This is a genomic window from Halorubrum halodurans (genome assembly GCF_002252985.1).
GTDB classification, from domain to species: domain Archaea; phylum Halobacteriota; class Halobacteria; order Halobacteriales; family Haloferacaceae; genus Halorubrum; species Halorubrum halodurans.
Genome location: NZ_NHPJ01000099.1, coordinates 62,958 through 77,291, shown reverse-complemented (window position 1 = coordinate 77,291; position 14,334 = coordinate 62,958). Strand labels below are relative to the sequence as shown.

At 71.5% G+C, this 14,334-nt stretch carries 12 protein-coding genes; 8 read left to right on the top strand and 4 right to left on the bottom strand.

All coding sequences use genetic code 11. The features are described from left to right. Positions 1-85 precede the first annotated feature (85 nt). From DJ70_RS11380 to DJ70_RS11360, 5 genes are all read left to right on the top strand, one after another. Positions 86-1,753 (top strand): PAS domain-containing protein, encoded by a 1,668-nt coding sequence (locus tag DJ70_RS11380; protein WP_094533096.1) that lies wholly within the window; start codon positions 86-88, stop codon positions 1,751-1,753. 101 nt (positions 1,754-1,854) lie between these two features. Further along, entirely contained in the window at positions 1,855-2,595 is a 741-nt protein-coding gene (locus DJ70_RS11375) for a bacteriorhodopsin (RefSeq protein ID WP_094533093.1), read from the top strand. A gap of 102 nt (positions 2,596-2,697) precedes the next feature. After that, complete coding sequence (locus DJ70_RS11370; RefSeq protein WP_094533091.1) at positions 2,698-3,522, top strand: lycopene cyclase domain-containing protein; 825 nt, start codon at positions 2,698-2,700, stop codon at positions 3,520-3,522. A gap of 86 nt (positions 3,523-3,608) precedes the next feature. Further along, a complete protein-coding gene (locus DJ70_RS11365) occupies positions 3,609-4,301 on the top strand; it encodes a V-type ATP synthase subunit D (RefSeq protein ID WP_094533089.1) in 693 nt (230 codons plus the stop codon). Positions 4,302-4,337: 36 nt separating this feature from the next. Then, on the top strand, positions 4,338-4,721 hold the full coding sequence (locus DJ70_RS11360) for a DUF6276 family protein (RefSeq protein WP_094533087.1): 384 nt from the start codon (positions 4,338-4,340) through the stop codon (positions 4,719-4,721). Positions 4,722-4,749: 28 nt separating this feature from the next. Here DJ70_RS11360 and DJ70_RS11355 read toward each other — a convergent pair whose 3' ends face one another. Then, on the bottom strand, positions 4,750-5,133 hold the full coding sequence (locus DJ70_RS11355) for a PLD nuclease N-terminal domain-containing protein (RefSeq protein ID WP_094533085.1): 384 nt from the start codon (positions 5,131-5,133) through the stop codon (positions 4,750-4,752). A 118-nt stretch (positions 5,134-5,251) separates the two neighbouring features. Between DJ70_RS11355 and DJ70_RS11350 the strand changes: the two genes are divergently transcribed. The 3 genes from DJ70_RS11350 (at position 5,252) to DJ70_RS11340 (ending at position 8,254) form a co-directional block, all read left to right on the top strand. After that, positions 5,252-6,646, top strand: a complete 1,395-nt coding sequence (locus DJ70_RS11350) for a M28 family peptidase (protein WP_094533083.1) — start codon at positions 5,252-5,254, stop codon at positions 6,644-6,646. Positions 6,647-6,754: 108 nt separating this feature from the next. Next, positions 6,755-7,807 carry a succinylglutamate desuccinylase/aspartoacylase family protein gene (locus DJ70_RS11345; RefSeq protein WP_094533081.1) on the top strand — a complete coding sequence of 351 codons (1,053 nt, stop codon included), beginning with the start codon at positions 6,755-6,757 and terminating at the stop codon, positions 7,805-7,807. Positions 7,808-7,888: 81 nt separating this feature from the next. After that, entirely contained in the window at positions 7,889-8,254 is a 366-nt protein-coding gene (locus tag DJ70_RS11340; protein ID WP_094533079.1) for a DUF192 domain-containing protein, read from the top strand. A 31-nt stretch (positions 8,255-8,285) separates the two neighbouring features. Here DJ70_RS11340 and DJ70_RS11335 read toward each other — a convergent pair whose 3' ends face one another. From DJ70_RS11335 to serA, 3 genes are all read right to left on the bottom strand, one after another. Continuing rightward, positions 8,286-9,692 carry a PAS domain-containing protein gene (locus DJ70_RS11335; RefSeq protein ID WP_094533077.1) on the bottom strand — a complete coding sequence of 469 codons (1,407 nt, stop codon included), beginning with the start codon at positions 9,690-9,692 and terminating at the stop codon, positions 8,286-8,288. Between the two features lie 92 nt (positions 9,693-9,784). Continuing rightward, the gene (locus tag DJ70_RS11330) at positions 9,785-12,418 is read right to left on the bottom strand and encodes a DNA topoisomerase I (protein WP_094533075.1); all 2,634 of its coding nucleotides are present in this window, start codon (positions 12,416-12,418) and stop codon (positions 9,785-9,787) included. Positions 12,419-12,528: 110 nt separating this feature from the next. Continuing rightward, positions 12,529-14,133: a phosphoglycerate dehydrogenase gene (gene serA, locus DJ70_RS11325; RefSeq protein ID WP_094533073.1), complete on the bottom strand. Its 1,605-nt coding sequence runs from the start codon at positions 14,131-14,133 to the stop codon at positions 12,529-12,531. Between the last annotated feature and the right edge of the window lie 201 nt (positions 14,134-14,334).

Here is a 14,334-nt window from a genome sequence, read left to right as displayed (position 1 = left end):
TTCGACCGCGAGTGGCGACGCCGGCGACCGCGACCCGACCGCGGCCGACCCCGCATGTTTTGGTGGTTCGGCGCCGTGTATACCCATGGCACGGTCGGAACGCTCGCCGGGCAACGGCGAGCCTGACCGGAGGCGGAGCGACGCCGACCGGCCGGCGTCGGCGAGCAGCGACGCCGTCGACGAGGCGCTGAAGACGCGCACGATGGACGAGGCGCCGGTCGGGATCACGATCGCGGACGCGACGCGGCCGGACATGCCGCTCATCTACGTGAACGCCGCCTTCGAGCGGATCACCGGCTACCCGCCGGCGTACGCGGTCGGGCGGAACTGCCGGTTTCTCCAGGGCGAGGAGACGCGCGACGCGCCGGTCGACCGGATGCGCGCCGCCATCGACGAGGGGACGGGCACGACGGTGGAGCTGCGAAACTACCGGCGTGACGGCGAGCTGTTCTGGAACGAGGTGACGATCGCGCCGCTGCGGGACGACGCCGGCGAGGTAGCCTACTACGTCGGCTTTCAACGGGACGTCACGCGCCGGAAGCGCGCCGAACGGTCGGCCGCGGACCGGGCGGCGCGGATCGAACGCGAGCGGCTCGCACAGGAGCGTCTGCTGGAGCGACTCGACGGCGTCGTGGCCGACGTCACGGAGGCGGTGGCTCGCGCGTCGTCGCGGACGGAGCTCCGGGAGGCGGTCGTCGAGAGCGTCGCGAACACGTACGTCGGCGCGTGGATCGGTGGATACGACCCGGCGACGGGGACGATCGTCCCGGCGGTCGAGGGGGGAACCACGGAGCCGAGCGTCGATGACTGGGCGGTGGCGGTCGACGACCCTGGCGACCGGGCGGTCGGCCGCGTCGTCGCGAGGGCGGTCGACGACCGGGCCGTGCGTCTCGAGTCGCTCTCCTCTGAGGGTCCGGACGAGGCGGTCGCGGTCGCCGGCGTGCCGCTCCACTTCGGCGAGGCGACCTACGGGGCCGTCGCCGTCTACGTTCAGACCGCGGAGTTTCGGGGCTACGAGCGCGACGTGCTGGCGGCGCTCGGACGGACGATCGCGATCGGGATCAACGCGCTGGAGAGCCAACGGACGCTCCGGGGCGACGAGGTCGTCGAGTTCCGGCTCGAGATCGGCGACCACCCGCTGGCCGCGTTCGGCACGGCCCTGTCCCGTTCGCTCCGATACGCCGGAACCGTCGGCGACCGCGCGGAACGGTCCTTCCTGTTCGAACTCGACGACGGCGACGGCCCCGACGCCGAGACGATCCGCGCTGCCGGCGCGGACTCGGGCGTCACGGTACACGCCGTGTTCGCGGCGTCGACCGGAACGCCGATCGTCGAGCTGTCGATCGACGAGACGCCGCTCGAAGGACTGCTCAGGGAGTACAGCGGCGAGCTGTGCGGCTGGAACGTCGAGGGTGGCGTCGCGGTCGCGACCGTCGAGGTCGGTCGGGAGGCGCTCGCCCGCTCGCTCGCGAACGAGGCGCTCGATCGGTTCGAGAACGCGGACCTCCGCAGCTATCGTCGACGGGAACGGACCCAGGAGACACGACGCGAGTTCGTCGCCGAGATCGAAGCGCGCCTGACCGACCGCCAACGGGCCGCGCTGATCCGCGCGCACACGACCGGCTACTTCGAGTGGCCCCACGCGACGACGGGCGACGAGATCGCGGACTCGATGGGGATCGGCCGGTCGACGTTCCACCAGCACCTGCGGGCGGCACAGCGCAAGATCGCGGCGGCGATCTTCGACCGCTGATCCCCCCGGAACGCGGCTCGCGGCGACCGACGTCGCGGGTCCCCAAACTGGTTGTGTACGGTGCTTAGTACTCATTAAATCATATATACAATTGGATCATGATGCCAACACCCGGCGGCGAAGCCATCTGGCTGTGGATCGGGACGCTAGGCATGTTCCTGGGGATGCTGTACTTCATCGCCAGGGGATGGGGCGAAACGGACAGGCGCCGTCAGGAGTTCTACATCGTCACGATATTCATCACCGCCATCGCGTTCGTCAACTATCTGGCGATGGCGCTCGGATTCGGACTGACGACGGTGAGCATCGGCGGCGAGGAGCTGCCCATCTACTGGGCGCGGTACACCGACTGGCTGTTCACGACGCCGCTTCTGCTGCTCGACCTCGGCCTGCTCGCCGGGGCGAACCGTAACCAGCTCGCCTCGCTGGTCGGTCTCGACGTACTCATGATCGGCACCGGCGCGATCGCGACGCTGTCGACGAGCGCGGCCGTGCTCTCCGCGGGCGGGACGCGGCTCGTCTGGTGGGGCGTCTCCACCGGCTTCCTGCTCGTGTTGTTGTACATGCTGTACGGCTCGCTCGACGAGAAGGCGAGCCAGCTCTCGGGCCAGGCGGCCTCGACGTTCAGCACCCTGCGGACGCTGATCGTCGTCGTCTGGCTCGTCTACCCGGTCTGGTGGCTTCTCGGGACCGAGGGGCTCCAGATCGTGTCGTTGAACGTCGAGACGGCGGGATTCATGGTGCTCGACCTGGTCGCGAAGGTCGGGTTCGGCATCATCCTGCTGTCGAGCCGCGAGGTGCTCGACGCCGCGGGATCGGCGGCGACGGCGACGGCCGACTGACGCCGCCCGGCCCGCGACGGAACCGACCGTCTCCGGGCGGCGAGCGTCGACGCGGGACGGACCGACGACCGACCGCCACGGCTTCCGGAGGGACGACCCACGATGACCCAGTTCACCTACCTTCAGTTCCACCTCGCGTTCCTGGTTCCGGCCGTGCTGTTCCTGATCGCGACCGGATTCGTGAGCCGGTCGGCGGCGGTCGAGACCGCGGCCGAGCGGCTTCACGGCTGGCGGCACTACTGGGCGGGCGCGGTGGTGATCACGGTCGTCGCGCTCGCGTACACGACCCCGTGGGACAACTACCTCATCGCCAGGGGGGTGTGGTGGTACGGCGACGGTCGGACCGTGTTCCACCTCTGGCACGCGCCGCTCGAGGAGTACCTGTTCATCCTCGTCCAGCCGTGGCTCACGGCGCTGTGGCTCTCGCACTTCGACGGCCGCGGCGAGTGGTCGTGGACCGCGCGCCCGGTCGCCTGGCGTGCCGCGGCGTTCGGCGCCGCGGCCGGGATCGGCGTCCTCGGCTGGTGGTTGCTCGGCGCGGAGGGCGGCTTCTACCTCGGCGCGGTGCTCGCGTGGGCCGCGCCGGTGCTGGCGATACAGTGGGTCGTCGGGGCCCCGCAGCTCTGGGCGCGGCGCCGGACCGTCGCGCTCGGGACGCTCGTTCCGACGCTGTACCTCTGTGTCGCCGACCGGATCGCCATCGAGTACGGGATCTGGGTCCTCTCGGAGCGGCACACGACCGGCATGACCGTCGCGGGGCTCCCGATCGAGGAGGCGACGTTCTTCCTCGTGACGAACCTGTTCGTCGTCCAGGGACTCGTTCTCTACCGGCTGGTGACGGTCCGCTGGGCCGGGCGGGCGACGCCCGAGCCGGGGACGGTCGCGCCCTCGACGCGGACGAGCGACCCCGGACCCGGCGGCGACTGATCGCCGCCCGCCGGCGGAGCGGCCCGAGACCGCCCGTCCGCGAACAATAAACAGTTAACAGGCTCCGTTCGCAACCTTCCCACAAGATGGCAAAGGACGTCAAACCGACCCGGAAGAACCTGATGGCGATCGAGGACCGGATCGAGCTCTCCGAGCGCGGTCACGACACGCTCGAACAGAAGCGTGACGGCCTCATCATGGAGTTCATGGACATCCTCGATCAGGCCCAGGACGTCCGGTCGGACATGGCGGACGACTACGAGACCGCCCAGCGCAAGATCGACATGGCCCGCGCGATGGAGGGCGACGTGGCGGTCCGCGGCGCGGCCGCGGCGCTGAAAGAGCACCCCGAGATCACCACGCAGTCGAAGAACATCATGGGCGTCGTCGTCCCGCAGATCGAGTCCTCCAAGGTGAAAAAGAGCCTCGACGAGCGCGGGTACGGCCTGCTCGGCTCCTCCGCCCGCATCGACGAGGCGGCCGACGCCTACGAGGAGCTGCTCGAGTCGATCATCCTCGCCGCCGAGGTCGAGACGGCGATGAAGAAGATGCTGGAGGAGATCGAGACGACGAAACGCCGCGTCAACGCCCTCGAGTTCACCCTGCTTCCCCGCCTCTACGAGAACCAGGAGTACATCGAGCAGAAGCTCGAGGAACAGGAGCGCGAGGAGATCTTCCGGCTGAAGAAGATCAAAGCGAAGAAGGAGGAGGAGGAAGCGGCGGAGGAGGCCGAAGCCGAGGCCGCGGCCGGCGCGGTCGAGGAGCAGGCGGCCGACTGACCGACCCGCCGCGACGGGGCGTCACCGACAACGAGCATGGCCTGCCCGCACTGTTCCTCGCCCGTGGTCGCCTTCGCCGTGCCGCCGGCGCTTCGCGAGCATGCGCCCGCCGACGAGACGGCCGTCTGTACGCGGTGTCTGGAGACCGTCCCCGCCGCCGCCGCCGGCGTCGAGCCGGACGGCCCGCCCGACCTCGCCGCGGTCGACCCGGCGTTTCCGGACGGCGACGCCGGGATCGCGCTGGCGCTGCTCTGTGGTCACCTGGGATCGTTCGCGCTGTCCCGCCCGTCGATCGAGGCCCTCGTCGAGCACGCGGAACGCGAGGGCGCCGACGTCTTCGCGTTCCTCGACCGGCTCGACGCCGAGCACGCACGCTTCGACCTCGAGCGGCGGCGGACCGCGCTTCTGGACCTGCTTTGAGGTCCGCGTCGCTCGACGCGTCCCGCTCTCAGAGATCGACGCCCGGCGGGTCGTTCCACTCGTCGTCGTCGCCCGTCCCGTCCGGATCGGCCGCCCGATCCCCGTCGGCCGACTCCGCTTCCCCGTCGCGGGCTCCGGTTCCGCCGGGATCGAGCAGCTCCTCGCCGCGTCTGGACTCGTGTATCTCGAAGGTGGCGCCCCGCGCGTACGGGTCCTCCTCGGGGTCGTAGTCGCGTTCGTCCCGCTCGAAGAGGTACGCCAGGAAGCCGAACAGCGGGACGAGAAACGCGATCGCCGCCCACTTCCGCGGGTTCATTCCTCGCTTCGGCGCGTCGACGTACGCGTACGCCGCGAACGCGGCGAGCCACGCGAGCGGGAGTCCGATCAGGATGACCGCGACGACGGGTTCCATACGCCCGCTTCGGCCCGACGGACATAACTTCCTGGGTCGACCCGCCGCCGACGATCTCCCGGCAATCCCCCCGTCGTCCCCGCATAATCATATACCGGAAGCGCCTGTACGTGAGCGTATGACATCTCTTCCGTCCGAGACCGTCGGTGACGCGTACACGGATTCGACCGCCTGGGAGCTGCTCGCCGATCTCTCCGACCTCGGCGACCGGATGCCCGGTCACGAGGGCGAGGCCGCCGGGGCGTCGCTCGTGGCCGACGCCTTCGAGGAGGCCGGCCTCTCCGAGGTCTCGACCACGGAGTTCCCGATCCCCGGCTGGTGGCGCGGGGAGGCCTCCCTGACCGTCGACCACGACGGCCGAACCATGTCGTTCGGCGGGAGCCACGAGCTCGTCGAACTGCCGGGAACGCCCTCGGGGGAGGTCAGCGGCGAGATCGTCGACATGGGGTACGGTCTCCCCGAGGACTTCGAGGACGTCGACCTCTCCGGCTGTATCGCGATGGCGTCGAGTCTCACTCCCGACGACTACGGCCGGTGGGTCCACCGCAGCGAGAAGTACGACTACGCGGCCGAGTCGGGCGCCGAGGGGTTCATCTTCTACAACCACATCGAGGGGTCGCTGCCCCCGACCGGCGACGTGGGTCACACGAACGGACCGGGCCCGATCCCGGCGGTCGGGCTGAGCAAGGAGCTCGGCAGCCGGCTCGCGCGCCACTGCGACGAGGTGCCGGGCGACGGCGGCGTCGACGCGACCCTCTCCGTCGAGGCGCGAAACGAGCCGGCGACCTCCGCGAACGTCGAGGCCGTCGTCGGGCCAGACACCGACGAGGAGGTCCTCTACACCGCCCACGTCGACGCACACGACGTGGGGGTCGGCGCGAACGACAACGGCTTCGGCTCGGCGCTGGTCGTCGGCGTCGGCCGCGTGCTCGCGTCGATCGAGGACGACCTCGAGACGCGGGTGCGGCTCGTCGTCTTCGGGGCCGAGGAGACCGGCCTCTACGGCTCGTACTACTGGTCGCACACGCACGACCTCGACCGCGTGAAGTGCGTGCTCAACGTCGACGGCGCGGGCTACTCGCGGAACCTCGAGATCTACCCCCACGGCGCGTCGGGGCTCGGCGAGGCCTTCGAGGAGGTAAGCGAGGAGTTCGACGTGCCGATCGTCGTCGAGGACGGGCTCCGCCCGCACAGCGACCACTGGCCGTTCGTCCAGCGCGGCGTCGCCGCCGGGCAGGGCCGGTCGACCGCGGAGGGAAGCGGCCGCGGCTGGGGCCACACCCACGGCGACACCCTGGACAAGCTGGACGTCCGGGACCTCCGCGAGCTGACGGTGCTGTGTGCGGCCGGCGTCGCGAAGCTGGCCGAGTCGGACCGGGAGATCGGGGGACGCGACCCCGGGTCGGTCAAGGAGGAGGCGATCGAGGAGGGACACGACGTCGGGATGAAGGCGACGGACTCCTGGCCGTGGGGCGAGGCGCGGCCGTGGCCGTGGGCCGACGAGCTGGAGTGACCGGTCCGACCCTCGCCGGAGCACGCACACTCATGTCGACGGAGCCACTCGGTTCGGCGTGATGGCATCTCGAGACGGCGGACGCCGACGGCATCGCGGAGGGAACCGATGAAGGTGGGCACGGCCGAGGCCGACCCCGGCGAGCGGGCGACCGGCCACCGGGCCGTCACCGGACTGCCCACCGGCGGCTCCGAGGAGCTTCCGGTGACGGTTCTCAACGGGGTCGATCCCGGCCCGACGGTGTGGGTGACGGGGACGATCCACGGCGACGAGCCGACCGGGATGGCGGTGACCCACGCCGTCGCCGACCGGGTCGACGTCGCCGAGCTCGCGGGCGCCGTGGTCTGTCTCCCGATCATGAACCCCGCCGGGTTCCGAACCAACTCGCGGGCCGCCTACTACCACGGCGACGACCCGAACCGCTACTTCGGCCGCGACGACGCCGACGCGGAGGATCCTCCCCGCGTCCAGCAGGTCGTCTGCGAGCGGATCTACGGGGACATGATCGACACCGCCGACGCGATCCTCTCCCTCCACACCTCGTGGGTGGCGACGCACCCGTACACGATCCGGCCGCGGGTCCCCTACGGCGAGGACCGGAGCGTGTCGGACGCGGCGGTGCTCCGCGACCGGCTCGTCGAGCTCACCGAGGCGTTCGGGATGCCGGTCGTCAACCAGTACCCGCCGGGCGAGACCGCGACCCGCGACCTCCAGCACTCGCTCACCGGGGCGGCCGTCGCCGACGGGATCCCGGCCTTCACCCCGGAGCTCGGCGGTCGGCTCGTCGTCGAGCGCGACGTCGCGGCGGCGGCCGTCGACGGCACGTGGAACGTCCTCCACGCCCTCGAGATGGTCGCGGAGCCGGCCGACGGACATCCCGAGCTCGCGTTCGATCACGACGGCCAGCTCCGGCGGTTCGACGGCCCGCACGCCGACGTGGCGGGGATCGTCCGCTATCGGGCGACGGAGGGGGAGTTCGTCGAGGCCGGCGAGGTCGTCGCGGAGATCGTCGATCCGCACGGCGAGGTGAAACGCGAGGTCGAAGCCGAGCGCGACGGGTACGTGCTCAGTCGGCGCGAGCGCGCCGCCGTCTACGAGAACGACGCCCTCTACGACATGGCGGTGCCCGACGACGACCCGCTTCTGATCGAATCGACGTAGCCGCCGCGTCGTCCCGTCCGAGCCGCCGCGTCCCCGGCCGACCCACCGGGCTATTTACCGACCGCCGACGACGACCCCGACGTGCGACTCCTGCATCGACCCGACCGCGACTCGACGGCGAACCCCGAGTCGCGAACGCTCGCGCGCGACGTCGACGTCGCGCGCTCGCGGTTCGCACAGGCACGCGGGCTGATGTTCCGCCGGTCGATCCCCGACGACTACGCGCTCGTGTTCCCGTTCGAGTCGGCGGAGACGCGGTGGCTACACATGCTCTTCGTCCCGTTCGCCATCGACGCGGTCTGGCTCGTCGACGGGGAGGTCACGAGCGTGACGCGGCTCGCGCCGTTCGTCGGGCTCGCTCGGGGGGAGGCCGACACCGTCGTGGAGCTGCCCGCGGGGGCGGCGGACGGGGTCGCGGTCGGCGACGCGGTCGTATGCCGCGAGTGATCCGATGGGCGGTGGAGCGGCCCCGTCCCGGTCACCCGTCCTCCGGAACCGGGAGGCTGAGTTCGATCCGGCTCCCGCCGTCCGTGCTCTCGGTGATGTCGAGGCGGCCGCCGCCGGCGGTGACGACCCAGTGGACGTACCAGAGCCCGAGGCCGCTCGTGTGTTCCAACTGCGTCTCCTCGCCGGTGAGCACGGCACGTTCGGCCGGCGGGATGCCGGGGCCGTCGTCGGCGACGACGAGCGAGACCCACGACTCGCTCGGGAGCTCCGTCGCCGAGACGCGGACGCGCGGGCGCTCGGCGTCGCCGTGGCGGATCGCGTTGTCGAGGAGTTCGGCGAGCGCGTCCGGCAGCCGACCGACGCCGGAGACGACGATGCCGTCGGGAACGTCGACCGCGACGTCGCCCGACGCGCGGAACCCGGCGGGAACCGACTCGAGCGCCGACGACACGACGCGTGACAGCGAGAGCGGTTCCGGCTCCGGCGGCTCGGCGAGGAGTCGCTCGACCTTCCGGGCGGTCTCGCCGAGGCGAAGCAGTCGGTCCGCCGTCTCGACGACGCGGTCGAGCTGTGCGGTCACTTCGGGGTCGTCGATCGCGTTCCGCGCCTGCTCGGAGAAGCCGGTGACGACGTTGAGGTCGTTCCGGAAGTTGTGTCTGAGTACCCGCGTCAACACCGCGAGCCGCTCCTTGCGGACCGCCTCGACCGTGCGGTCCTCGCCGAGCACGACCGCCCCGACGACCTCCGAGCCGTCCGTCACCGGCCCCATCGTCAGCCGATAGGGCACCTCCTCGCCGGAGCGCGTCAGGAGCGTCGCCTCGCGCTCGACGACGGCGCCGTCGCGATACACTCGCGCGAGTCCGTCAGAGACGGCCGACCGGTCGTCGAACAGGTCCGGAAACGCCCGCCCGCCGAGCCCGGCCGCGTCGTAGCCGGCGTCCTCGCTCGCCCGCTCGTTCCACCGGACGACCGTCCCGCCCGCGTCACACCGGAACAGCGCCATCGGGAGCGTCGACGCCACCGCGTCGAGGGTCCGAGCGCGCCACCGGTTCCCCCGCTCGGCGCGGACCTGCGCCGTCACGTCGGTCGCGACCGCGACCAGCCACTCGCGCCCACCGAGCGCCGTCACGTGGGCCCGGAGGCGGACCCGGCGCGTGTCGCCGTCGACCGCGACGTCCACCTCGGCCGCGACCGGTTCCCCGTCGGCCGAGGCCGCCGAGAACGCGTCCTCAACCGGGTCGCCCGCGGCCGTCGTCCCCGACACGGCGAGATCCGACAGTCCCGACAGCGTCAACGCCGACCGTTCCCGCGAGAGGAGCGTCGCCGCCGCGTCGTTGACGGCGCGTATCGCGAGGCGCTCGGGGTCGCACGCGAGCGCGGCCTCGGGGATCGCCCCGACGAGCGACCGGGCGAGCGCGACGTCGTCCTCGCGGGCCATGGATACCGAACGGAGCACGCCCGGACGTATATGAATGCGTGTTCACCCGAGCGGCGCCGGCGACGGGCGGATCGGTGCCCCGCGTCCCGCCCTCAGTCCGCCCTCGCCTGCCAGTCGCGGACGGTGTCCGGGCCGACTCCGTCGACGTCGCCGGCCAGCTCGTCCGGGTCGGCCGACTTGAGCTCGCCGATCCCCGCGATCCCCGCCTCCTCGAGCTTCTCAGCGGTCTTCTCGCCGATCCCCTCGACGGTCTGGAGCTCCGAGCCCTCCTCGCGCGCCCGGAACTCCCGGTAGTTACAGATCGGACAGCCGAGCTCCCACGGCTCGTCGCCCGAGCGGACCCGGAGGTGCGGGAGGTCGTGTTCCGCACACCGCTCGTCGGTCACCTCGATCTCGCCGCGGCGCGGCAGCGGCAGCGAGTAGTCGCAGTCGGGGTAGCGCGTACAGCCGACCAGCCGGGAGCCGGAGCGGAGCCGCTTGATGGCCAACTCTCCGCCAGCGTCGGCGGTTTCACCGCCTCCGTCCCGCGGCGAAGCCGCGCCCTCCCCACACTCCGGACACGCCCCGATCACCTCGTCGTCCGCCTCGTCGGCCGCGTCGGCCTTACACCGCGGACAGCCGTGGACGAACGTCTTCCGCCCGGCGAGCATCTTCACGTGGTGGAGGTCGTGGTCCTCGCAGGCCTCCTCGAGGATGAGCGGCTTCCCGGTGGAGGGAAGCGGGAGGGTGTACTCGCAGTCGGGGTAGCCGTCACAGCCGACGAAGTACGACCCCGCCCGCGACTGCCGGACGAGGAGGTCGGCGCCGCACTCCGGACACGGCCCGAGCGTCTTGTCCGCCTTCAGCGACTCCTGGAGCTGGTCGCCGATCGCCTCGCGCGACTCGGTGAGGTCATCGAAGACGCGCTCGAGCAGGTCGCGGGAGGCGGCGGTCACCTCCTCGTACTCCTTCTCGCCCGCGGCGATCGCCCGCATGTCGCGTTCGAGCTGGGCGGTCATCTCCTCGCTCACGACGTGCTCCGCGAACCCCTCCGCGGCCTCGACGACCGACTCCGCGAGCCGCGTCGGCCGCGGCGGGTCGCTCTCGACGTAGCCCCGGTCGTACAGCTTCTCGAGGGTGCGGTGTCGCGTCGCCTTCGTCCCCACGCCGCGCTTCTCCATCTCCTCGATGAGCCGCGACTGGCCGTATCGCCGGGGGGGCTGGGTCTCCTTCGCCTCGGTCCGGCGCCCCGAGAGCGTCAGGGTCTCGCCGACCTCGACGTCCGGGACGATCCGCTCGTCGCTGGAGCGGTACGGGTACACCTCGTGGTAGCCGGCCTCGAGCAGCCGCTTGCCGTTCGCCTTCAGGCGGAGCCCGCCGTCGGCGGCGAGCGAGGGCGTCCCCTCGGCCTCGTCCGGGTCCCGGAGCGCGGCGACCGGGTCGGCCTCGCTCGCGATCGCGGTCGCCTCGCCGTTCGCGAGCGCGACGACGCGCAGCCGCTCCCACTCGGCGGCCGGCGCGCAGGTCGCGAGGAAGCGGCGGACGATGAGCTCGTACACCTCCCGCTCGTCGTCGTCGAGGTCCGACGCGTCCGGCAGGTCGCCGGTGGGGTGGATCGGCGGGTGGTCGGTGGTCTCCTCGTCGCCCTCGGTGGGCTCGATCTCCTCGCGTTCGAGGAGGGCGGCGGCGTCCTCGCCGAAGGTCGGGGACGCCTCCAGCGCCTCGAGCAGCTCTCGAGGGTCGAGGTCGTCGGGGTACACCGTGTTGTCGGTCCGCGGGTAGGTGACGTAGCCGGCGGTGTACAGCTCCTCCGCGATCGACATCGCCCGCTGGGCGGAGTAGCCGAGCGACCCCGCGGCGCGGATGTACGCGGTGGTGTTGAACGGGGCCGGCGGCTCGTCGGTTCGCGTCCGGCGGCGCACGTCATCGACGACCGCGTCCCCGGCGGCCGCGAGCGCCTCGGTCAGCGTGTCGGCGACGCCCTCGTTCCACACCCGCTCGGCCTCGTTGCCCGCGTCGTTCTCGAGGAAGTACTGCGCCTCGAAGGGGTCGCCGCCCGCCTTCGAGAGCTCGCCGTACAGCTCCCAGTACGCCTCCGGGTCGAACGCGCGGATCTCCCGCTCGCGGTCGACGATCAGCTTGAGCGTCGGCCCCTGGACCCGACCGACCGAGATGAAGTCGTTGCCGAGTTGGCGGGCGGACAAGGAGAGAAAACGGGTGAGCGCCGCGCCCCACGTGAGGTCGATCACCTGGCGGGCCTCCCCAGCGGCCGCGAGATCGAAGTCGAGGTCGTCGGGGTCCGCGAACGCCTCCGTCACCTCGTTCTCGGTGATCGAGGAGAACCGCACGCGGTCGATCGGGGCGTCCTCGTTCACCTCGCGGACCAGCTCGTACGCCTCCTTGCCGATCAGCTCGCCCTCGCGGTCGTAGTCGGTGGCGATCGTCACGCGGGAGGCGTTGCGCGCGAGCGTCCGGAGCGCGCTCACGATCCCCTCCTGGGTCGGGGCCTTCCGGACCGGCGCGTCGATCAGCTCGACGGGCTCGACGTCGCGCCAGTCGCTGTACTCCGGCGGGAAGTCGACGCCGACGACGTGGCCCGAGAGGCCGATACACCGCTTGCCGCCCCACTTGTACACGTTGACGTCGTTTCTCCGCTCCGCCGTCGCGGAGCCGCCGCTCAGGATCTCCGCGATCCGCCGGGCGGCGTTGTCCTTCTCCGTGATTATCAGTTCGGGGCCGCGACTCATTGCGACTCCGTACGCCGCTCCCGCGTCTAAAGTTTTCGCGACGTGCCTCGAGAACTGCCCGCACGCGCGCCGATCCCGGTTCGCGGGGGATCCGCCCCCCGCGGCCGCGACTACTCCGCCTTCCGCTCGTCCGCGCCGTCGAGGGTGATCTCGGTCACCTCGACGACCCGGTCGTCGCCGAGGAGGGTCTCCCTCGCCGCCTCGGGGACCGGCTGATCGAGGTTGTACACGGTCAGCGCCTGCCCGCCCTGCGTCTCGCGGCCGTTGAACATCCCCGCGATGTTGACGTCGTGGTCGCCGAGGACGGTCCCGATGAGGCCGATGACGCCCGGCTCGTCGGTGTTGCGCGCGACGAGCATGTGGCCGTACGGGACGGCGTCGACGCGGAAGCCGTCGATGCGGACGATCCGCGGGTCCTCGCCCGCGAACAGCGTCCCCTCCACGGCGAGCTCGTCGTCGCCGTTGTGGACGGCGACCCGCACGATGCTCTGGAAGTCCTCGGTCTGGCGGGTCTTCGACTCGGTCACCTCGATCCCGCGCTCCTCGGCGAGCCGCGGCGCGTTGACCGCGTTCACCTGCCACTCGAGCGGCTCGAAGACGCCCTTCAGCGCCGACGCCGTGACGAGCTCGACGTCCTCGGCGGCGATGTCGCCCTCGTAGGTCACCTCGACGCCCGTGATCCGGCCGTCGAGCAGCTGGGCGGCGACCTTGCCGGCGGTCTCCGCGACGGCGATGTACGGCTCGATCCGCGGGAACGCCGTCTCGTCGACCGAGGGCGCGTTGAGCGCCGTGAGCACCGGCTCGCCGTCGAACGCCGCGATCACGGCCTCGGCGGTGTCGACGGCGACGTTCTCCTGGGCGGCCTCCGTCGACGCGCCGAGGTGCGGCGTGACGACGACGTCCTCGACGTCGAGGAGCGGGGAGTCGGCGGGCAGCGGCTCCTCGGCGAAGGAGTCGAGCGCGGCCCCCGCGACGACGCCGTCCTCGACCGCCGCGGCGAGCGCGTCCTCGTCGACGATGCCGCCGCGGGCGCAGTTGATCAGGTAGCCGCCCTCCAGCTGGGCGAGCTCGTCCTCGCCGATCATCCCCTCGGTCTCGGGGAGCAGCGGCGTGTGGACCGTCGCCACGTCGGCGCGCGCGAGCGTCTCGTGGAGGTCGTCGACGAGGTCCGCGCCGAACTGCGCCGCGCGCTCCTCGGAGATGTACGGGTCGTAGACGACGAGATCCATCCCCAGCGAGTCGAGCCGCTTCGCGACCTCCTGGCCGACGCGGCCGAGCCCGACGATGCCGAGCGTCTTGTTGTTGAGCTCCGTGCCGAGGAACTCGCCTTTCGCCCACTCGCCGTCCTTCAGCCGGCCGTGCGCCTGGGGGATCGACCGCGCGGCCGCGAACGTCATCGCGACCGTGTGCTCGGCGGCGGCCCGGACGTTCCCCTCCGGGGCGTTGGCGACGACGACGCCGTGGTCGGTCGCGGCGTCGATGTCGATGTTGTCGACGCCGATGCCGGCGCGGCCGACGATGACGAGGTCCTCCGCGGCCTCGAACACCTCGCGGGAGACGTCGGTGCCGGAGCGAACGACGAGCGCGTTGGCGTCGCGTACGGCGTCCAACAGCGCCTCGCCCTCGACGTCGTAGTCCGTCTCCACCTCGTGGCCGGCCTCCCGGAGCCGTTCGAGCCCCGGATCGGCGATCGGATCCGTGACGAGTACCTTCATGTCCGTACCGACCCTCGGCGCGGTGTTAACCCTTTCTTCATCGCGCCGTTTTGCCCCTCCCGATCCCGCCCCTCGGTGCCACTTCCGATCCGTGATCGTGGACAGACTACCCCTCCGTTTCGGATGGAAACGGCCCATCCGTGCCCACCACGGTGACCCGCCGGCCGCGTCGTCGGGGCGGCAGCGGCCCGTCGCGGTCCC